Origin of the sequence: Solidesulfovibrio sp. (assembly GCF_029978005.1) — a bacterium.
In the GTDB taxonomy this organism is placed as follows: domain Bacteria; phylum Desulfobacterota; class Desulfovibrionia; order Desulfovibrionales; family Desulfovibrionaceae; genus Solidesulfovibrio.
In genome coordinates this window covers 1-19,229 of record NZ_JARKOZ010000114.1, presented here as the reverse complement: position 1 = coordinate 19,229, position 19,229 = coordinate 1, and the positions used below count along the sequence as shown (strand labels likewise).

The 19,229-nt window shown below is 69.5% G+C and carries 15 protein-coding genes and 2 tRNA genes; 10 read left to right on the top strand and 7 right to left on the bottom strand.

Going from position 1 to position 19,229, the window contains the following annotated elements; all coding sequences use genetic code 11:
* The first annotated feature begins 53 nt into the window (after nt 1-53).
* The gene (locus Q1K70_RS13110) at nt 54-5,531 is read left to right on the top strand and encodes an alpha-2-macroglobulin (protein WP_300160333.1); all 5,478 of its coding nucleotides are present in this window, start codon (nt 54-56) and stop codon (nt 5,529-5,531) included.
* Nucleotides 5,532-5,542: 11 nt separating this feature from the next.
* A complete protein-coding gene (locus Q1K70_RS13105) occupies nt 5,543-6,820 on the top strand; it encodes a PilT/PilU family type 4a pilus ATPase (RefSeq protein ID WP_300160331.1) in 1,278 nt (425 codons plus the stop codon).
* Nucleotides 6,821-6,880: 60 nt separating this feature from the next.
* Here the strand turns inward: Q1K70_RS13105 and Q1K70_RS13100 are convergent, their stop codons facing one another.
* Nucleotides 6,881-8,443: a GGDEF domain-containing protein gene (locus Q1K70_RS13100; protein ID WP_300160328.1), complete on the bottom strand. Its 1,563-nt coding sequence runs from the start codon at nt 8,441-8,443 to the stop codon at nt 6,881-6,883.
* Between the two features lie 107 nt (nt 8,444-8,550).
* The gene (locus Q1K70_RS13095; protein ID WP_300160325.1) at nt 8,551-9,441 is read right to left on the bottom strand and encodes a thioesterase domain-containing protein; all 891 of its coding nucleotides are present in this window, start codon (nt 9,439-9,441) and stop codon (nt 8,551-8,553) included.
* A 107-nt stretch (nt 9,442-9,548) separates the two neighbouring features.
* Between Q1K70_RS13095 and Q1K70_RS13090 the strand changes: the two genes are divergently transcribed.
* The 5 genes from Q1K70_RS13090 to Q1K70_RS13070 all read left to right on the top strand — a co-directional run bounded on the left by Q1K70_RS13090 (nt 9,549) and on the right by Q1K70_RS13070 (nt 12,791).
* Nucleotides 9,549-9,624: transfer RNA gene (locus Q1K70_RS13090), tRNA-Val, on the top strand.
* Nucleotides 9,625-9,633: 9 nt separating this feature from the next.
* Nucleotides 9,634-9,710 (top strand) — tRNA-Asp (locus Q1K70_RS13085).
* A 118-nt stretch (nt 9,711-9,828) separates the two neighbouring features.
* Nucleotides 9,829-10,989: a saccharopine dehydrogenase NADP-binding domain-containing protein gene (locus tag Q1K70_RS13080; RefSeq protein WP_300160322.1), complete on the top strand. Its 1,161-nt coding sequence runs from the start codon at nt 9,829-9,831 to the stop codon at nt 10,987-10,989.
* A 362-nt stretch (nt 10,990-11,351) separates the two neighbouring features.
* Nucleotides 11,352-12,008: a TetR/AcrR family transcriptional regulator gene (locus tag Q1K70_RS13075; RefSeq protein WP_300160319.1), complete on the top strand. Its 657-nt coding sequence runs from the start codon at nt 11,352-11,354 to the stop codon at nt 12,006-12,008.
* A 120-nt stretch (nt 12,009-12,128) separates the two neighbouring features.
* Nucleotides 12,129-12,791 carry a DUF3313 domain-containing protein gene (locus tag Q1K70_RS13070; RefSeq protein WP_300160316.1) on the top strand — a complete coding sequence of 221 codons (663 nt, stop codon included), beginning with the start codon at nt 12,129-12,131 and terminating at the stop codon, nt 12,789-12,791.
* A 627-nt stretch (nt 12,792-13,418) separates the two neighbouring features.
* Here the strand turns inward: Q1K70_RS13070 and queC are convergent.
* Genes queC through Q1K70_RS13055 form a run of 3 tightly spaced genes read right to left on the bottom strand, consistent with a single transcriptional unit; the run spans nt 13,419 to nt 15,183 of the window.
* Nucleotides 13,419-14,120: a 7-cyano-7-deazaguanine synthase QueC gene (queC, locus tag Q1K70_RS13065; protein WP_300160313.1), complete on the bottom strand. Its 702-nt coding sequence runs from the start codon at nt 14,118-14,120 to the stop codon at nt 13,419-13,421.
* Nucleotides 14,121-14,176: 56 nt separating this feature from the next.
* Nucleotides 14,177-14,812 carry a radical SAM protein gene (locus Q1K70_RS13060; protein WP_300160310.1) on the bottom strand — a complete coding sequence of 212 codons (636 nt, stop codon included), beginning with the start codon at nt 14,810-14,812 and terminating at the stop codon, nt 14,177-14,179.
* Entirely contained in the window at nt 14,809-15,183 is a 375-nt protein-coding gene (locus Q1K70_RS13055) for a 6-carboxytetrahydropterin synthase (protein ID WP_300160307.1), read from the bottom strand. Before Q1K70_RS13055 ends, Q1K70_RS13060 begins: the two co-directional genes overlap by 4 nt.
* Before the next feature lie 121 nt (nt 15,184-15,304).
* On the opposite strand from Q1K70_RS13055, the gene queF reads away from it, so the two are divergent.
* Nucleotides 15,305-15,742, top strand: a complete 438-nt coding sequence (queF, locus tag Q1K70_RS13050; RefSeq protein ID WP_300160304.1) for a preQ(1) synthase — start codon at nt 15,305-15,307, stop codon at nt 15,740-15,742.
* Here the strand turns inward: queF and Q1K70_RS13045 are convergent.
* Nucleotides 15,705-16,631 carry a YhjD/YihY/BrkB family envelope integrity protein gene (locus Q1K70_RS13045; protein ID WP_300160301.1) on the bottom strand — a complete coding sequence of 309 codons (927 nt, stop codon included), beginning with the start codon at nt 16,629-16,631 and terminating at the stop codon, nt 15,705-15,707. The two genes, queF and Q1K70_RS13045, sit on opposite strands and share 38 nt — an antisense overlap.
* Nucleotides 16,632-16,890: 259 nt before the next feature.
* Between Q1K70_RS13045 and Q1K70_RS13040 the strand changes: the two genes are divergently transcribed.
* On the top strand, nt 16,891-17,052 hold the full coding sequence (locus Q1K70_RS13040; RefSeq protein ID WP_300160298.1) for a hypothetical protein: 162 nt from the start codon (nt 16,891-16,893) through the stop codon (nt 17,050-17,052).
* A 102-nt stretch (nt 17,053-17,154) separates the two neighbouring features.
* Here the strand turns inward: Q1K70_RS13040 and Q1K70_RS13035 are convergent, their stop codons facing one another.
* Nucleotides 17,155-18,213 (bottom strand): hypothetical protein, encoded by a 1,059-nt coding sequence (locus Q1K70_RS13035; protein ID WP_300160295.1) that lies wholly within the window; start codon nt 18,211-18,213, stop codon nt 17,155-17,157.
* A gap of 260 nt (nt 18,214-18,473) precedes the next feature.
* Between Q1K70_RS13035 and Q1K70_RS13030 the strand changes: the two genes are divergently transcribed.
* A partial coding sequence (locus Q1K70_RS13030) for an ATP-binding cassette domain-containing protein (RefSeq protein WP_300160292.1) occupies nt 18,474-19,229 on the top strand: 756 nt, incomplete at its 3' end.

Genomic DNA, 19,229 nt, shown 5'->3' with positions numbered 1-19,229 from the left:
CCGTTGTTGAAAAAATATGCCGGCCGCGTATGAAGGGCACAGTGGAGGCCGGCATGACCGATGCAAATACTGGCGGTTCGCGGAGTCGCTTCAAGGACATCCTCATCGTGGCGCTTTTGTGCGTCGCCGTGGGGGAATTCGTGCTGCTCGTCAGGCGGCCGGCCCCTGCCCCCGCGCCCGGCACGCCGCCCGAGCGGGAGGCCGTGTCCCAGGGACCGCGCGCCGACGCCGTGCGCATCCTGGGGCTCGGCATGGACCCCGAGCGCGGCCGCTACCTGCTGGCCACCTTCGACCGGCCCGTGGCCGGGGCCGTGGAGGGCGCTTCCCCGCCCTCGCCGCCGGCCGAGATCGCGCCGGCTGTTTCGGGCAAATGGACCTGGGTCTCGCCCTGGATGCTGCGTTTCGAACCCAAGGACGGCTTCGCCCAGGCCACGACCTACACGCTCTCCTTCAAGCCCGGGGCCTTTCTGACGCCGCCCCAGTCCCTGGCCGGCCAGGACTCGTGGAAAGCCTCCTACGGGGCCTTCGAGGCCACGCGCCTGACGGCCCATCTCGAACCCGCGCCCGAGGGCGGGGCCATGGTGGTGGTGCGCGGCGAGGCCGCCTTCAACCGCAACGTGGACCCAAAGGCCCTGGCCGACCACATCGCCCTGCTCGACCCCAACTCGCCCCAGCGGCCGGTGACGGTCTCGCCCACCACCACCTACCCGTCCAAAAAGATCGGCTTCGTTTCCGACCCCATCGAGAAGACGTCCCAGCAGCGCGACGTCAAGGTGGCGGTCACCACCGGGCTGCGGCCGGAAAAGGGCGATGTGGCCCTGGCCCGCGAGGCCGTGGCCGTCATTCCGGTGGCGCTCGACCCGCACCTGCGCCTGCGCGACGTCAAGGCCGCCTCCGAGGAGGGCTCGGCCACCATCCGCCTGACCCTGTCCACGCCCGTGGAGGCGAACGAAGAGACCGCCGGCCACGTGTCCGTGGAACCGGACATGGAGACCCAGCTTTCGGCCGACGGCGCGGAGCTCGTCCTGAGCGGCGCGTTCGAGCCCGGCCGCGAATACGCCGTGATCCTGGACAAGGGCCTCGTCGCCGGCGACGGCGCGGTGCTCGACGAGAAGGTCTCGCGCACGGTGCGCGTCCCGGACCTCGAGCCCGTGGTCGACTTCAAGGACCAGGGCATGTTCCTGGGGAAAAACGGCTACAAGAACCTGGCCATAAAAAGCGTCAACACCAACGCCGCCGAACTGGCCGTGGACCGCGTCTACTTCAACAACCTCTTTCCCTTCTTTTCCGTGACCTATTCCGCCTTCGACGACGAGTACGAAGGCGGCGAGGTCAATTCGAGCTTCGGCGACCGCATCGTCAGCGAACGCATCCCCCTGCGCTACAAGAACAACGCCGCCGTGGTCACGCCCGTGAACCTGGAGAAGTACATCCAGGGCCACGAGCCGGGGCTCTACCGCGTGGCCCTCACCGTGCCCGGCAAGTTCCAGGGGGCGCAGCGCTACGTCCTGGTCACGGACATCGGCATCGTGGCCAAGCAGGGCCAGGGCGACCTCCTGGTCTGGACGGCCTCCTATTCCAGCCTCGCTCCGGTGGCCGGGGCCAGCGTACGGGTGCTGTCCTACCAGAACCAGGAGCTGGCCGCCGGAACCACCGACGACAAGGGGCTTTTCCGGGCCAAGGTCCCGCCCAAGCTCCTGGCCGACAAGCGGCCCTACCTCATCGTGGTGCAAAAGGGCGCGGATACGAGTTATCTGCTGTACGAACGCTTCCGGGTGGACGCCACGGGCCTGGACGTGTCCGGCGCGGTCATGCCCGACGTCGGCTACACCGCCTTCGTCTACGGCGAGCGCGACATCTACCGCCCGGGCGAGACCCTTTCGGGCGTTGCCGTGGTGCGCGACGCGCGCCTGGGCGTGCCGCCCTCCATGCCCGTGGTGGTGCGCCTGTCCGACCCCCAGGGCCGCAAGCTCGGCGAGCAGGCCATGGTCACCGGGGCCGAGGGGGTGGTCAGCCTGCGCCAGGCCCTGCCGACCCAGTCCCTGACCGGACCCTACACTCTGGAGATCGTGGCCGCGGACACGGTGATCGGCCAGTACCGCTTCCAGGTGGAGGAGTTCGTGCCGGACCGCATCAGCGTCGCGGTCAAGGCCGGGACCGAGGCCGCCGGCCCGGGCGAAAACCTGCCGTTCACCGTGACCGGCCGCTACCTCTTCGGCGCGCCGGGCGCGGACCTGCCCGTGGAGGCCAAGGTGCGCCTGGTCAAGGCGGCGTTTTCCCCCAAGGGCTACGCCGACTACGTCTTCGGCGACCCGGAGCGCAGCTTCGAGGATACGGAGATCTTCCAGGAAAGCGGCAACCTGGGCCCCGACGGCCAGGCCGCCTTCGAGGCCGCCCTACCCGGGGACCTCTCCCCGCCGGCGGCACTGGAGGCCATCGTCACCGCCCGGGTGCGCGAGGGCGGCGGCCGGGGCGTGACGGGCCTGGCCCGCATGCCGGTCCACGTCTACGCCGCCTATCCCGGCCTCAAGCGCCTGCAAAGCGAGGCCGTGGCCACGGGCAAGCCGGCGCGCTTCGACTACGTGGTCGTCGCCCCGGACGGCAAGCCGGCGGAGGCCACGGAACTCACGGCCACGCTCTACCGCGACGCCTGGCAGACGGTGCTGCGCAAAAACGCCGACGGCGCCTTCACCTACGAGTCCGTGCGCGACCCCAAGACCGTGGAGGCCAAGACCGTGGCCGCCAAGGCCGGCAAGGGGAGCGTCTCCTTCACCCCGCCGACCTTCGGCAGCTACCGCCTGGTGCTGGCCGATCCGAATTCGGGCGCGTCCTGCCAACTGGAATTCTACGCCGGCGGCTTCGGCTATTCGCCCTGGGCCGTGGAGAACCCGGCCCGCCTGGAGCTCAAGCCCGACAAGACCGAATACGCCTCGGGGGAGACGGCCCGCTTCCAGGTGCGCGCCCCCTTCGCCGGCAAGCTCCTGGTCACGGTGGAAGGCTCGGGCGTCCACGACGTGCAGATCGTGAACCTGGCCGGCAACACCGGCGAGATCGTCGTGCCGGTGCGGCCGGAATACATGCCCGGGGTCTACGTGACCGCGACCCTGGTCAAGAAGGCCGGCGACGTCACGCCCGAGTCGCCGTCGCGGGCCTTCGGCGCGGCGCCCATGGCCGTGGACAAGGCCTCGGGCCGGCTGCCGCTTTCCGTTTCCGCCCCGGCCTCCATGCGCCCGGGCGGCAAGCTCACGGCCGAGGTCGCGGCCCCGGCCGGCAGCCTCGTGACGGTCGCCGCCGTGGACGAGGGCATCCTCCAACTCGTGGCCCAGAAGACCCCGGACCCCTTCGCCTTCTTCTACGCCAAGCGCCGGCTCCAGGTGGAGACCTTCGACACCTTCTCCCTGCTTCTGCCCGAGGTGCCGCCCGTCATGGGCAAGGCCCTGGCCGGCGGCGGCGACTCCCTGGAGGACCTGTCCAACTTCGTGCGCACCCAGAGCCCCGGCCGGCGCACGGTCGCCTACTGGTCCGGCCCGGTGGCCGTGGGGCCGTCGGGCAAGGCGCAGGTGTCCTTCGACATCCCCGAGTTCCAGGGCCAGGTGCGGCTCATGGCCGCGGGCGTGTCCGGCCGGCGCTTCGCCGCCGCCGAGGCCCGGACCTTCGTCAAGAGCCCGCTGGTCCTCCTGCCGTCCTTTCCGCGCTTTCTGGCCTTCGGCGACGCGGCGGACATCCCGGTCACCGTGCGAAACGACACCGGCAAGCCCGGCGCCTTCGCCGTGTCCCTGACCGCCACGGGCCCGGCCCGGGCGGCCGAGCCCACGCGCTCGGTCAGCATCGCAAGCGGCGCGGCCGCGACCGTGACCTTCCCGGTCACGGCCGGCGAGGCCGAGGGCGTGGCCGAATTCGCCGTGGCCGTGTCCGGCGGCGGCGAACGCTCGGCCGACACGGCGAGCCTGCCCGTACGCTCGCCGCTTCCCCCCCGCACCACCGTGCGCTCCGGGGCGCTGGACACGGCGAGCCTCACCGTGCCGGACCTGGCCTCCGGGGAATTCGTGCCCGGCACGGCTCGCCTGGACGTCACGGTCGGCCGCTTTCCGCTCATCCGCTTCGCCGGGAACCTCAAGGCCCTGCTCGCCTACCCCTACGGCTGTCTGGAGCAGACCGTGTCGCGGGCCTTCCCGCTGCTCTACTTCGCCGACCTGGCCCGGGCCCTGGACCCCGGGACCTTCGAGAACCAGTCGCCCCAGGGCATGGCCCAGGCGGCCATCCGCCGGGTGACCGGCATGCAGCTCTACAACGGCGGCTTTTCCATGTGGCCCGGCGGCGATTCGCCGCAAGCCTGGATGAGCCTCTACGCCGCCCACTTCCTGGCCGAGGCGCGCCTGGCCGGCTTTCCCGTGGACCAAAACGTGCTCGGCCAGGCCCTGTCCTTCGCCGGCGAGACCGGCCGGCAGGCCGACCTCACCTCGGCCGACGGCCTGACCCTGGCCGCCTATGCCCAGTTCGTCCAGGCCAAGGCCGGCCGGGCCGACATCGGGGCCATGGACAACCTGCGCGACGCCAAGGGCAAGGCCCTGCCGCCCGAGGCCAGGGGCCTGCTCGGCGCGGCCTACGCCGCCGTGGGCAACGCCAAGGCCGCCGACGCCCTGGTCTCCGGCCCCATCCCGGGCGGCGAGGCCCAGAAGGAGACCGGCGGCATCCTGTCCTCGACCCTGCGCGACAAGGCGCTGTTCCTCTCGGCCCTGCTCGACGCCGCGCCCGGCGATCCCAGGCTCGGCAGCCTGGCCGTGGAGGTCGGGCGGCTCCTCGAGGGCGAGGCCTACCCGTCCACCCAGGAAAACGCCTTCGCCCTCCTGGCCCTTGGCAAGTACTACGCCCGGCAGCAGGCCAAAAAGCCCTTCTCGGGCGTGCTCTACGCCGGCTCGGGCGTGCTTTCCGACTTCGGCAGCGACAAGGTCCTGAGCCTGCGCGGCCTGCCCCAGTCCGGCGACCTGCGTTTCGCCCTGGACGAGGGCTTCGAGCCCGGGGCCTGTTTCTACAGCGTGCGCACCCGGGCCGTGCCCACCCCGGCCGCCTACGCGCCCCAGGCGACCGGCCTGGAAGTGGCCCGCACCTTCCTGACCCGCGACGGCAAGCCCATCGAGCCCGGCGCGGCCGTGGCCCAGGGGTCGCTGGTGGTGGTCAGGTTCGCCGTGCGCGCGACCAAGGGGCCGGTTTCCAACGTGGTGCTCGAAAACCTGCTGCCGGCCGGTCTCGAGGTGGAAAACCCGCGCCTGGCCACCACCGAGCGCCTGCCCTGGATGGAGGCCGCCTCCGGCGAGGACGACGCCGCCGCCTACCTCGACATGCGCGACGACCGCACCCTCGCCTTCGCCGACCTGCCGGACGGCAAATGGCACGTGTCCTATGCCCTGCTTCGGGCCGTCACGCCGGGCAGCTTCACCGTTCCGCCCGCCCAGGCCGAGGCCATGTACGCCCCGGAACTGCGCGCCGGCGGTCCCCTGTCCAAGCTCACCGTCGCCCCGGCGGTCAAGTAACGCCAAACGCCATGGAAAAATTCGTCAAGCTCGTCAGCACCTGCGTCAAAAACGGCATCACCGACCTGCACGTGCGCACCGGCCAGCCCGTGGCCGTGCGCAGAAACGGCCACCTGCACTTCCAGCGCGAGATCGTCTTCGAGGCCGCCGAGATGGAGGACCTGCTGCGCCGGCTGACCTCCGAGCGGCAGCGCCGCCAACTGGCCGAACGCTGGTCCGTGGACTTCTCCGCCGCCCTCCAGGACGCCCAGATGCGCCTCAACGCCTTCTACACCGCCGACGGCCTGGGCCTGGCCGTGCGCTTCCTGCCCTCGGTGGTGCCGGACTTCGAATCGCTCAACCTCCATCCGTCGCTTCGCGACCTGTGCTCGCTCCACCACGGCCTCATCCTCATCTGCGGCCCCACGGGCAACGGCAAGTCCACCACCATCGCGGCCATGATCCGCGAGGTCAATCAGACCCGCTCGGCCCACGTCATCACCCTGGAGGACCCCATCGAATACCGGTTCTCCTCGGAAAAGGCGCTCATGGACCAGCGCGAGCTCGGGGCGCATTTCCTGAGCTTCGAGCAGGGGCTCCAAGACGTGCTGCGCGAGGACGCGGACGTCATCATGGTGGGCGAGCTGCGCGACCCGGAAACCATGCGCCTGACCATCAACGCCGCCGAGGCCGGGCATCTGGTCATCGCCACCCTGCACGCCGGCACGCCCGAGGAGGCGCTGCTGCGTCTGTGCAACGCCTTCGGCGAGGGCTCCCAGGATTTCGCCCGGGCGCAGATCGCCTCGTGCCTCGCCGCGGTGGTGGTGCAGCACATGGAGGTCCTGCCCCGGGTCGGCTTTCGCGCCCCGGTGCTCTCCATCCTGCGCTCCAACAATTCGGTGAAGAACATCATCCGGGAAAACCGCTTCAACCAGCTCGAAAGCATCATGCAGGCCGGCCGTGGCGAGGGCATGTTCACCTTCGAGCGCTACCGCGAGGATTTCCTGGACCAGAAGCCCAACCTGACGCCGCCGACCGTGGCCTTTCGGCCGAGCGCCAAGACGCCGCCGCCACGCCTGGCCGAGGCCCCCCTGCTGCTGACCCCGCCCCAGCCCGCGCCGGCCTTCCAGGCCCCGACGCCGTTCCAGGCCCCGTCCGCCGCCGCGCCGACGCCGCCCCTCGCGCCTGCCGGATCGGGCGGGCCGGGCGCGCCGCGCCTGGACGAGGTTCAGCAGATCGGCCCCTACCGCATCGACGACGAGACGCCCCTGGAGGAACTGGTGGCCCAGATGCGCGGCAAGACGTCCTAGTGCGGCATTGCCTGAAAAATCTGCCGCTAAATTCGTAGAACGATTTTCGAGAACGCGGCCCTAGGCGGGCGTGTCGTTGCAGGCGTCCTCGCGCATGACGTAGCGGTTCTTGCCCAGGCGCTTGGCCTCGTACATGGCCGCGTCGGCCATATCCAGAGCGTGCTTGAGGTCCGGGGCCAGGTCTCGGCACAGCGACACGCCGATGCTGCATCCCAGGCCGAAGCCGAGCTCGCCGACGCCGGCCACGATGCGCCCGGCCATGGAGGAGGCCGCCGCGCGCAGCTGCCCCCTGGGAGCGGTCAGGCACACCACGAACTCGTCCCCGCCCAGCCGCCCGACCACGTCCGTATCGCGCACGCTCTCCCGCAGCACCTGGGCGGTGCGCGAAAGCGCCCGGTCGCCCTCGTCGTGGCCGTGGACGTCGTTGACCTGCTTGAAGCCGTCGAGGTCGATGAACATGACGGCGAATTCCAGATTTCCGTCGGCCTTGGCCGCCTCTTCCAGTTTTCTGGCCAGTTCCCAGAAAAGCCCGCGCATGGGCAGGCCCGTCAGGGGGTCGGTGAGCGCCTGCTCCTCGCGGTCCCTGGCCGCCAGCAGGCAGGCCCGCACCTGGCCCACCTCGCGGATGATGACGCCTTCGTCCAGGGGGCGCTCGCCCTGAATGATGTCCGCCGAGGCCTCGGTCAGGGCGCAGACGTCGCGCTCGAGCCGCCTGGCCAGCCACCAGGCGGCGGCCAGTCCCGTCGCCAGGCACAGCACCCCCCCCAGGCCGAAGCGAACGAGCATCCGGCGCAGCGGCTTGGTGAAGGCCCGCTCCGGCACGCCGACCGCCACCGTCCAGCCCCAGTCCCCGACCCCGGCCCGGGCCGAGACGACGGTATGCGCCGCGCTCCTGGCGAGGGTCGCGCCGTTGTCCTCGGGCCGCGCTTGGTTCGATTCCGGCACGGGCTCGTCGCTCAGCCCATCCCCCAGGAGCGCCCCCGGATCGTACGCGGCGACGACGACGTCGCCGTCCAGGACGGCCACGCTCCAGTCGTCGGGCAGGTGCTGCTGCCCGAGCAGGGCGTAGAGTTCGACCACGGGCGTGAGGGCGCGCAGACAGTAGCGCGGCTTTTCCCCCACGATCACCGGCACGCCGAGGCTCACCAGCCTGGCATGGGAGATCGTGCCCATGAAAGGCCCGGAAACCAGGGGCCGTCCGGTCTCGATAACACGCCTGGCCGAGACCGGGTCGCTGGTGTCGGGCAGGCGTTCGCCGAAGGGACGCCGGGTGTTGAACAGAATCGCGCCCTCGTCGTCCACCAGGGAGATGGCGAAACTGCCGCCTTCGTGGGCGACGAGCCGCACGGCATGGGCATAAAGGGCCTCGAGGTCGTCGCGGCGGCCGGCGTCGCTCTGGGCCACGGCGGCGAGCATGGAGGCCTGGGCGGCCAGATGCCGTCCCACCAGAGAGGCGATGGCCAGGGCCCGGCGCTTGAGCGTCACGCTTTCGATCTCGCGCTGGTTGTCGATGACGCCGACCAGCGTGGCGCCGGAAAAAAGCGCCATGGGAACGACGGCCAGGGCCGCCAGCAGCAGCAGCCACGAACGGAAGGCGATGCGAGGTCGTCCGGGATGGGTCATGGGCGTCTCCATGTCGGGGATGCCCCAAACGGCCTGGGCAATGCACCCTTGTAGCCGAAACGGCGCGCCGCGCGCAACAGGCCCGGAGCTTGAAAGACGGCTTGCGCTCAGTTCGCGTGCCCGGCGGCGGCCTGGGCCAGGAACCCGGCGGCCCGGGCGACGACGGCCGGATGCCACAGCATGGCCACGTGGGACACGGCCGGGGTCGCCTCCTCGCGCCAGGCCGGCCGGCCGACCGCCAGGGCGGCCAGGGGGACGACCATGGCGTCCACGGGCGAGGCCAGGGAAAGAAGCGCCGCGCCGGGCGGATCGGGCAGGCCCTCCAGGATGCGGGCGACGGGGCCGCTGGGGACCAGGGAACGCCCCAGCCGGCCGACGGCCAGCACGGCCAGGGCGCTGCCGCCGTGGGGCGCGCCCAGGGTCACGGCGGCCAGGGTGCGGCCGCCGAGGTCCGGTTCGGCCGCAAGCCGCCTGGCCAGCGCGCCGCCCAGGCTGTGGCCGAGGAAGAGCAGCGGCGCGTCGGCCGGAAGCTCCGCCCGCAGCCGGGCGGCAAGCGTCTGGGCCACGGCCTCGAAATCCGCCCCCCGGCCCAGGCAGGCGTAGCCCGGGCAGACGACGAAGCCCAACCCCCGCCGGACCAGGGCCGGGCGCAGGCGCAGGAAGGCGGCCGGGTTGTGGTAGAGGCCGTGCAGGCACACCACGACGGGTTCGCCCGGCCTTGGCCGCCGGGCCGGGGGGCGGCCGACCACCGGCCCCAGGGGATAGGTCAGGCCCATGCCCAGAAAGCCCACCAAGCTCGTGGCCAGGCCCAGGAGACGGCAGCGCGCCCGCCTGTCCTCGCAGGGCCGCTCCAGAAACGGCGGCGTCGCCCGGCGGCGCGCCACGGCCCAGGCGAAGCCGTGGCTCACGGCCGTGGCCGCGAGCGCCGCCAGGACGGCCGCGGCAGCCAGGAAGCCGAGACCCGACAGGAGCGCATGGAGGAAACCGCCGGCAAACATGGTTTCATCATACTGGAATCGCAAGTGAAAACAAGAAACTTCCACCTGCGGGAAAAAAATCGTTGACGGTGGGGGCACTGGTGCGTAGATAACGTGTCTCGCCGGGCGGGCGGGTAGCTCAGCTGGGAGAGCATCGGCCTTACAAGCCGAGGGTCACAGGTTCGAGTCCTGTTCCGCCTACCAGAGATATGCGGGGTCGTAGTTAAGCTGGTTATAACGCCGGCCTGTCACGTCGGAGGGCGCGAGTTCAAGTCTCGTCGGCCCCGCCAGATCGAAACAAGCGCATGCTTGTCGAAGCCTCGAAGGACGACCCCTTCGAGGCTTCTTGCTTTTTGAAGCGTGCGGACCGGACATCCCGGCGGGCGGCGCGACGGGAAAGGAGAATCCATGAGCGGACGCGTGCTGGTGCTTGGAACCGAAAGCGCGGGGGCGATGGCGGCCCGTGTCGTCTCGCGTTTCGAGGCCGTCTCCGGCCTGATCGTGGCCGACCTGGAGGAAAACGAGGCCGCCCGGATCGCCCTGTCCTGCCGGCCCGGGGCCGAGGCCGCGGCCGTGGACCTCGCGGACGAGGCCGCCGTGGCCGCGCTGCTCGGCCGGGCCGACCTGGTCGTCAACTGCGCGGGTCCGTCTTCCCGCCGCGCCCCGGCGATCCTTCGCGCCGCCATCGAGGCCGGCACGGACTACATCGACATCTGCGACGCCCCCGGCCCCACCCGCGACATGCTGGACCTCGACGCCGCGGCCCGGCGGGCCGGCGTTTCGGCCGTGGTCGGCATGGGCGCGAGCCCCGGCCTCGCCAATCTGCTGGCGGCCTGCGCCGTGTCGCGCCTGGACCGGGTGGACCGGCTGGTCGCCGGCCGGAACATCGAGGAGGACGGCGACGCCCTGGCCTGCCGCGCCGCCGTGGTCCGTCTGCTCGGGCAGTGCTCGGGCGCGATCCCGGAACGCCGCCACGGCGAACCGGTCGAAGGGCCGGCCCTGGCCGATGTCCCCATCGACTACCCCGGCCGGGGGCGGCGCTCTCTCTACGCCGTGGGTCATCCCGGGGCCGTGTCCTTCCCCCTCTCCTGGCCCGAGGTGCGCGAAGCGCGTTGCGGTCTGGTCATGCCAGCGGCCTGGAGCGTCCTTTTCCGCCGGCTGCGTGACGCCGTGGACGCCGGGGCCATGACCGTCGACGAGGCGGCGGGCGAACTCGTGGGAAACGCCAGCGGAGCCGGCTGGCTCGAGGCCCTGGTCACGGCGCTTTCGCACCTCACCGACGGCCCCAGGCTGCCGCTTCTTTTCGCGCTGGCCGAGGGCGAACGCGACGGGAAAAAGCGCGCCGTGGCGGCCTCCCTGGCCGCCGCGCCCCCGGATGCGGCGTGCATGACCGGCGTGCCCCCGGCCCTTGGCGCGCTCCTGCTCCTGCGCGGCCAGGTCCCGGGCCCGGGCGTCATGGCTCCGGAGCAGGCCTTCGAACCCGAGGCCTTCTTCCGGCTCTTCGCACCCTACTGCACCCTGCCCGGCCCCTGCCCGGCCGAGCGACTGGTGGCGCTGGCCGAGGCCTGACCGGGCAAACGCACCCTGGCGCAACGCGCCCCGGGCATCCGGTAAACGCCAGCCCGACGTCACGCCGCTTCCCCGCAAGCTCGCTGCGCGTGTTCACCTGCCGCAGCGCGGCAACAAACGAAAACTCCAAAAGCGAAGCGGTCCTGGACGGGCCGGCATCAAGATACGCCCCGGATTTCGCGACGAGAGAATTGAAGGAAGCTGGACGCCTGTACACAGGCGTCCAGCTTTTTTCTTGAGGCAGGATCGAGCCCCACCGACGGCTCTTTAACACAACTATCTAAAATAACAGACAATGCACACCACAGGCGAGCGAACAGGCCAGGCTTTTTTTATTTGACAATGTCACCGACAAGTGACATATGCCGGCCATGGAGCACGTCAAACGAGCAGTTGCGGCCGAGCGGCCACGTGATCGAGAGGCCACCATGCGCCTCTTGATCGAGGCCGTGGGGCGTGTGCTGGCCCGGCAGGGATTCCAGGCCGTCAAAGTCAATGTCGTGGCCCGGGAAGCCGGCGTCGACAAGGTTCTCATCTACCGCTATTTTGGCGGGTTGCCCGGGCTTGTGACAGCCTTTGCCAACAGCGGCGATTTCTGGCCCGATGCCCGGGAATTGGCCGGCGGCGACATCGAGGCGTTCCTGGCCCTGCCGTATCCCGAACGCCTGGTGATCGGCGTCCACAACTATCTGCGGGCCCTGCGCGGCCGGCCTCTGACGCAGGAAATCCTGGCGTGGCGGTTCATGGTGCACAACGAATTGACCGACGCCATCGATTCGGTCCGGGAATCCGTCGGCAAGCGCCTGCTGGATCTGCTGCAGCCGGACGAGGCCGCCGCGTCCGGCCTGGACATGCAAGCCCTCTTCGCCATCCTTGGCGGAATCATCAACCACCTGGGCGTCCGGGCCCGTTCGGAAACGCACTTCGCCGGCCTGCCCCTGGACGACGCGCAGACCTGGGCGCGTCTTGAAGCCATGCTGGCCCACATCATTCGGAGCGCACTCCCGCACCCGGGATAGGAGGCTTTTTTTTGGACCATATGTCACCGATTGGTGACAATAAGTGAAAACGACGCCGCCCATCTCGAGAGGATGGAAGAGGCGAAGACGCCCGAATCATCAACCCAAACGGAGATGCAAATGCTCAGACTGAACCGCATGCGACAAGCAACGGCAATCGCAATTCTTGTGGTGCTTTTTGGTTGCGGAAGCCCCAAACCCGTCATGTATAAGGATCTACCTTCCTCTTCGTATCTTCGACAGGATCAGAGCGACGAAGCCATGAATATCCCGTACAGTTATTCATCCCACACAAACCTCAAGACGTATGATAAGATAATAATAGACCCAGTATCAATTTACAAAGGACCAGACAATCAGTTTGGAACCATAACGGAAGAGGACAAGGCTTCCCTCGCCGCCTACATGTATGCCCAATTCGCAGAAAAACTGTCTTCACGGTTCCGTATCACAACCAGTCCAGGCCCGAATACGTTATTGCTGAAACTGACGTTGACTGGCGCCGCCACAACGACGCCGGTTCTGTCGACTTTCTCACGTCTGGACCTCTCCGGCGGTTTGTACAACGGAGTACAAAGCATCCGTGGAGGCGAGGGCACCTTCACCGGCTCCGTACTCTATGTCGTCGAGGTTTACGACGCTTCGACATCGCAGATCCTCTGCGCGTACATCGCGAAACAATACCCCAATTCCATGAATATCGGCGCAAGCTTCGGTTCTTTGACCGCCGCGAAGGTGGGCATCGAGAAAGGCTCAGAGAAACTCGTCAAGCAGCTGCAATAATCCACGACGAGCCGCGTCTCTTCCCTTTGAAGGCAACGACGCGAGCTTACAGCCTACGACCCGGGACACGAGCCGTACCGGCAAAGGAGACAGACCATGCATCTTCGGCAGGAGCGAAACAGGCAGTTCTTCTTCCGAAAAATCCCACCCACCGTGCGGGCATGGCTTTTCGGAATCATGTTGCTGGCCGCGGTGTTGCTCATGGCCTCCATCGGCGACTCCGGCGCGAACGAGGGGACTCCCGGGAGTGAAAGGCAGGCGCTTTGCCTCGCCATCGCCGCCGATGCCACCCTTCGCTGCCAGAGGCTCCCCCATACGGGCCTCCGCCCGGAGGCAGGGGAAAGCGGCATGGCCTCGGCGGAGAGACCGGAGGCGGCAGGACAATGCGAAGCGGGGCAGTGCAGGCCATGAAGCGAGCCCCGTTCGCTGCTGCGTCAGCCTGCCGCAGTATTTCCACATGCGGAATGCGACAGTGCGCGGGGAGCCGGAGCGGCAGCGTCAGGAAGAGAAGCCGCTTCCCCTGCTTCTTTTCGAGCCTGGGGGCATGCTCCGACACCCCCATCTTCATCATAAAGGGAGGTCCAGGAGGGGCCCCGCCCCTCCTGGCCGCCGGAGGCTTTCCCCTCCTCACACTGAAACGTAGCGGGTCGGGTCGGGCAGGCCGGCTTCCTCGAAGCCTTTTTTGCGCAGCAGACAGCTGTCGCAGCGGCCGCAGGCCAGGCCTTCGGGGCTGGGGTCGTAGCAGGAGTGGGTCAGGCCGTAGTCCACGCCCAGGCGCGTGCCCAGGCGCACGATGTCGGCCTTTGTGAGCGTCAGGAGCGGCGTGTGGATGGTGATGCGCAGCCGGCCTTCCACCGCCTCCTTGACGGCCAGGTTGGCCATGGCCTCGAAGGCGCGCACGAACTCGGGCCGGCAGTCGGGATAGCCGGAATAGTCCAGGGCGTTGACGCCGATGAAGATGTCCTGGGCGCCGAGCACCTCGGCCCAGCCCAGGGCCATGGACAGGAAGATGGTGTTGCGCGCCGGCACGTAGGTGACCGGGATGTCGGCCTCCATGGCCGCCGGGTCGCGGTCTTTCGGCACGGCGATGTCGGCCGTCAGCGCCGAGCCGCCGATGCGCCCCAGGGGCAGGGGCAAGACGAGATGGGAGAACACGCCCATGACCCCGGCCACGCGCCGGGCCGCCTCGATCTCGACCCTGTGGCGCTGGCCGTATTCGAAGCTCAAGGCGCAGAGCGCGAAGCCCTCGCTCTTGGCCACGGCCAAGCAGGTCGTGGAATCGAGGCCCCCGGAAAAAAGCACCACCGCCTTTTTCGGCTGCGCGGTCATGACCTCTCCTCCTTTCGTTTCACGTGCAAAAAACGGCCGTCCAAGCCCCCCGGAGCTCACACGCCCCGGGCGTCGGGGCTCCAGATATATTTGTGCAGCTGCAAGGAAAGCCTGGCCCGGACCTTGTCCGCCACCATCCAGGCGGCCAGATCGGCCGCGTCCAGGGCTCCGGACACGGGCGAGAAATGGACCGTGCGGCTTCCCCAGACGTGGCGGGCGACGTCCCGGGCGAACAGGTAGTCCTCGCGCCCGGCCAGCACGAACTTGACCTCGTCGCGGGGACGCAGCCGGTCCAGGTTGCCGTAGTCGTTCTCCTGCTCCATGGCGCTGCCCGGGCATTTGACGTCGAGCACGGCCACGACCCGGGGGTCGAGGACGGAGATGTCGCGGCTGCCGTTGGTCTCGACCAGGACCGTGAGCCCGGCGTCGGCCAGGGAGGCGGCCAAGACCGGGATTTCCGGCGCAAGGAGCGGCTCGCCGCCGGTGAGTTCGACCAGGGGCAGGCCGAAGGCGACAAGCGCCTCCCGGGCTGCGGCCACGGACATTTCCGCGTACGACTCCAGGGCGTGGCGCGTGTCGCACCAGGCGCAGGACAGGTTGCAGCCCGACAGGCGCAGGAAGGCGCAGGGCCAGCCGGCGAAGCTCGATTCGCCCTGGATGCTGGCGAAGATCTCGTGGACGCGCAGGCTCACGGCGTTTCCGCGTAGCTCGCGGCCAGGCCCTTGCTCTCGACCACGGTCACCCTGGCCACACGCACCCGGCCGTCCTCCAGGCGCTCGCGCAGCCGGCCGTAGATCCAGGCCGCCACGACCTCGGCCGTGGGCGGCGAAAGCTCCGGCACGTCGTTGAGGCAGGCGTGGTCCAGCCGCGCGAAACAGGCGTCGAGCGCGGCGCGCACGTCCATGAAGTCGGCCACCATGCCGTCCCGAAGCGTCTCGGCGCAAAGCTCGGCCGTGACCTCGAAATTGTGCCCGTGCATGGCGGCGCAGGGCCCGGGATGGCCGGGCAGCCGGTGGGCGGCGCTGAAGCCGCCGGAGACGGTGATGGAATAGGTCGCGGCCATGGGGCCCTCCGCGTCGTTGAACATCCCGGGCGGCTGTCGTAAGGAAAGCCGCCCGCCCCGGCCGCGCGCCGAGGGGCGAAAAGACAATCACGGCCCCGCGCGGCCGTCAAGGAGAACCTCCATGCCCGACACGCCGGCTTCCAACGCGCACAAGGACGACGTCAGCGGCCTCAGGACCCTGGGGCAAGGGGCCACGGCCTACCCCACCACGGTGACGCCCGGGCTGCTCGAGACCTTTCCCAACGCCTACCCGGACCGGCGCTACGCCGTGACCTTCGAGAGCCGGGAGTTCACGAGCCTTTGCCCCAAGACCGGCCAGCCCGACTTCGGGACCATCACCATCCGCTACGTGCCGGGCGCGAGGTGCATCGAATCGAAGTCCCTCAAGCTCTACCTTTTCAGCTACCGCGACGAGGGAACGTTCATGGAGACGCTCACCAACCGCATCCTGGACGACCTGGTGGCCGCCTGCCAGCCGCTGGAGATGGAGGTCACGGGGGATTTCGCCGCTCGGGGCGGCATCACGATTTCCGTGGCGGCGCGCTACGCCAGGCCGTAGGCCCGGGTCGCCGCGACGCCGGCCACGGTCCGGCCACGACGCGGCCCGCCCCCGCCGGCGGCCCGCGGTCCGGCCAGGCGCGCACGAACCAGGCTCCCCACAGGAGCACCCAGGCGTTGTAGTCGAGCCAGAGCAGAAAAAGGATCGCGCCGCTGAGCGGGCCGTAGACCAGATGGTAGCGGGGCAGCCCGGCCACCAGGGCGCTGAAGGCGGCGCTGACGCCGTAGGCCGTGGCGGCCAGCCCGACGGCCAGGCTGCACAGGAGCCGAAACGGCCGCCGGGGCAAAAAGAGCAGGTACACGGCCAGAAAAAGCCCGGCCAGGCAGGCCGCGCCCCAGACCGGGGCGCAACGGCGTGCCAGGCTGCCCGCCGGCTCCAGGGCCGGCAACTGGGCGCAGTACAGGGCCGCGGCCATGGCCGCCACGAAAAGCCCGCCCACGAGCGGCCCCCTGGCCACGGCCCAAAGCCGCCGCCGCCACGTCCGGGGCGCGTCGCCCTGCTCCTGCCAGGGCAGGGCCAAAGCCCGGCCGAGCGCCCCCACGAACAGCCACGACGACCAGAGAATGAAAGCCAGGCCGGCCCAGCCCAGGCCGGGCGAGGCCCACAGCAGCCGACGGGCGCGCAGCACCAGCACGTCGTCCAGGAACGGGACCAGCGCGGCCATCTGGCGGCGCAGCATCACCTGGGCGCTCCAGGTTTCCCCGGCGACCAGGCCGTATCCGGCGAGCATCACGAAAAAAAGCGGAATGCACGACAGCAGGGCGTAAAAGGCCAGCGCGGCGGCCTGGGCCGTGCCGCCGGCGCGCAGGAATTCCGCCGTCGCCCGGCGCGCCGCCCCGGCCACCGCGCCGAGGCCCGCGCCGGCGGCCAGGCGCTTCCCGGGCCTCACGCCCGCCCCTCCCCGGCCCCGGGGGAAAAGCGTCCTCCCGCGCCCCCTTCTCCTCGGGGAAAATACGGCGAAGAAGGCGCGTCCGGCCGAACCGGCCGCAACCGTCCGGCCCCGGTCGGCGACCATGGAGATAGGGGAATCGGGGGAAATTTTGATTTCATAACTGTAACGAAATCGCTACCGCCATCTGCGCCGCACGGCAAGACTTACCATGGAACGGAACCTGCATGGGACATCGGGAAACCAGGGAGGAAGATCCATGTTCGCACCGAGCATCCAACTGGAATACATCAGCTTTTTCGAGTCGAGCGAAGGCGTGTGGCGCGAGGAGGCCGTCAAGGTCCCGGCGGGCGGCGACGAGGCCCGGCCCTGCGACGACGACGAGGACTTCGAGGCCTTCTGCCGCCGCTCCCTGCTGTGAGCCGGCGACCCGAACCCGCCGACATGTTTCGCCGATCGCGTCAGTGACGCGCCCTGCCCCCGGAGTCCGCCGCCGAAGGTCGCGGGACCGGGGCGGGCGGCCTCAGCCGTTCTCCGCAAAACGCGGCAGCCCCATCTCCCTTTCGCGCACGATCCGCGCGGCCAGCTCCCCGCAGTAGCGGCAGGCCCGGCAGTCGCGGCCGCAGCCGTCGGTGCGGTCGAAGAAATCCGCCGGCAGGTCGTCGTTTGGCACCTCCAGCCGGCCGGACAAAATTTCCTGGGTGTCCAGCAGCCAGGCCAGGTTGCCGTGGTACTCGCCCGCGAAATAGGCCGCCGCGATAGTGGCGAGGTCTCCTGCCGGCCGGGTACGGCCGCACACCTTGAGGAAATCGACCAGCCCCTCGTAGCGGCGCGCGTCCTCGGGCCGCACGAAGGGCGAGGACAGCATCCTCCCGGGATGGGCGGAAAACGTCCGCAGGCAGCCCAGGTCCCGGTTCATGTCCGGCCCCATGCGACAGGAGGCCAGACGCGAAAGGGCGATGTGGGCGTCGTGGGCGGTCTTGAACGGGCAGGCGAAAAGGCAGCCTTCGTTGGCCATGAGCCCGAAGCGAAGGCCCGGAAACGCCTCGCGCGCCCGACCTGTCAGAGCGGCCAGGCGCGCGGTGTCGCGATTGATGTCCCTGTCGAGGATGACCGCCTCCGGAAACTTGAAGCGCGTGTCGGCCACGGCCTCGAGCACGGCCGAGAGGCGGGCGAACCGGTCCAGGCGGAAGTTGATGCTCGGCACGGCGAAAAGCGCCCCGGCCACCTCGGGCGAGGCGTCGGACAAGGCCGTGAGCAGGTACTGGTCGGCGTAGACGATGCCCGTGAGGGCATCGGCCGCCAGGTAGCCTTCGAGCAGTAAAATGAGATCGCGCAGGCCGTCGCCGCAAAGCGCCTCCGGGGCGTGGAAGGCGGCGTTTAAAAGCCCCAGACGGGGCACGCCGGGCATGGCCCGCAGCCCCTCGGCCAGGGCGTCGGGCGAGGCGTCGCCCACCCCGGGCAGCCGAGCGTCGGGCGTGTCCGGCCCCAGGCGGAAATAGACCGCCTCGACCTTGTCGGCGCTGTCGGCGAGAAAGGCGGCATAGGCCGCATCGGGCACGAACGGGACCTCGTAACGCATGGGCCGCTCCTTGCCGCGCCGGCCTCCCGGCCCGGGCACGCGGCATGTCCGCAGTAACGTGAACAGCTGTTAACCGCAAGTCTTCCCTGACCCGAAGCGAACGCTCCCCGGGCCTGCCGCGCCCCGGAGGCGGCCGGGGGAGATTTCGCACAGCCTATGTCGCCCTGGACGTCGATCCGGCGACATTTTCGCCCTGCCCTTGCCTTTTGCGCCTGCATCCTTATGTTGCGGGTTTGCCGTGACGGCTTTTGGAGGCGTTCATGTCCGAGGCTCCCCGTATCCGCATCGAAGGCGCGCGCCAGCATAACCTGAAAAACCTCACTTTGGACATCCCCCGCGACAAATTAGTGGTGGTGTGCGGCCCGTCGGGATCGGGCAAGTCCACGCTGGCCTTCGACATCGTCTATGCCGAGGGGCAGCGGCGCTACGTGGAATCGCTGTCCGCCTACGCCCGACAATTCCTGCCGCAGATGGACAAGCCGCAGGTGGACAAGATCGAGGGGCTCTCCCCGGCCATCTCCCTGGAGCAGCAGTCCGCCACGCGCAACCCGCGCTCCACAGTTGGCACAGTGACCGAGATCTACGACTTCCTGCGCGTGTTCTTCGCCCGCCTGGGCACCCCGCACTGCCCCAAGTGCGGCCTGCCCATCGCGGCCCAGACCACCGACCAGATCGTGGACGACATCCTGGGCCTGCCCGAAGGCTCGCGCTTCCTGGTGCTCTCGCCCCTGGTGGAGCACCAGAAGGGCACCCAGGCCGACAAGCTCAAGAAGCTCAAGGCCCAGGGCTTCGCGCGCGTGCGCATCAACGGCGAGGTCCAGGCCCTGGACCCCAAGCCGGAACTCGACAAGAACAAGCGCCACACCCTGGCGCTGGTGGTGGTCCGCCTGGTGGCCAAGCCCGACCTCCGCAAGCGCCTGGCCGACTCCGTGGAGCTGGCCCTGGCCCAGGGCGGCGACACGCTCGTGGTGCACGACGTGGGCCAGGCCCAGGACCCCTACGTCTCACCCCCCGCG

Excerpts from the sequence above, each read along its gene's own strand:
- queC (WP_300160313.1), bottom strand. The coding sequence starts at position 14,120 with ATGACCGCGCAGCCGAAAAAGGCGGTGGTGCTTTTTTCCGGGGGCCTC.
- queF (WP_300160304.1), top strand. The coding sequence starts at position 15,305 with ATGCCCGACACGCCGGCTTCCAACGCGCACAAGGACGACGTCAGCGGC.
- Q1K70_RS13110 (WP_300160333.1), top strand. The coding sequence starts at position 54 with ATGACCGATGCAAATACTGGCGGTTCGCGGAGTCGCTTCAAGGACATC.
- Q1K70_RS13105 (WP_300160331.1), top strand. The coding sequence starts at position 5,543 with ATGGAAAAATTCGTCAAGCTCGTCAGCACCTGCGTCAAAAACGGCATC.
- Q1K70_RS13055 (WP_300160307.1), bottom strand. The coding sequence starts at position 15,183 with ATGGCCGCGACCTATTCCATCACCGTCTCCGGCGGCTTCAGCGCCGCC.
- Q1K70_RS13075 (WP_300160319.1), top strand. The coding sequence starts at position 11,352 with ATGCCGGCCATGGAGCACGTCAAACGAGCAGTTGCGGCCGAGCGGCCA.
- Q1K70_RS13070 (WP_300160316.1), top strand. The coding sequence starts at position 12,129 with ATGCTCAGACTGAACCGCATGCGACAAGCAACGGCAATCGCAATTCTT.
- Q1K70_RS13040 (WP_300160298.1), top strand. The coding sequence starts at position 16,891 with ATGTTCGCACCGAGCATCCAACTGGAATACATCAGCTTTTTCGAGTCG.
- Q1K70_RS13100 (WP_300160328.1), bottom strand. The coding sequence starts at position 8,443 with ATGACCCATCCCGGACGACCTCGCATCGCCTTCCGTTCGTGGCTGCTG.
- Q1K70_RS13080 (WP_300160322.1), top strand. The coding sequence starts at position 9,829 with ATGAGCGGACGCGTGCTGGTGCTTGGAACCGAAAGCGCGGGGGCGATG.
- Q1K70_RS13035 (WP_300160295.1), bottom strand. The coding sequence starts at position 18,213 with ATGCGTTACGAGGTCCCGTTCGTGCCCGATGCGGCCTATGCCGCCTTT.
- Q1K70_RS13095 (WP_300160325.1), bottom strand. The coding sequence starts at position 9,441 with ATGTTTGCCGGCGGTTTCCTCCATGCGCTCCTGTCGGGTCTCGGCTTC.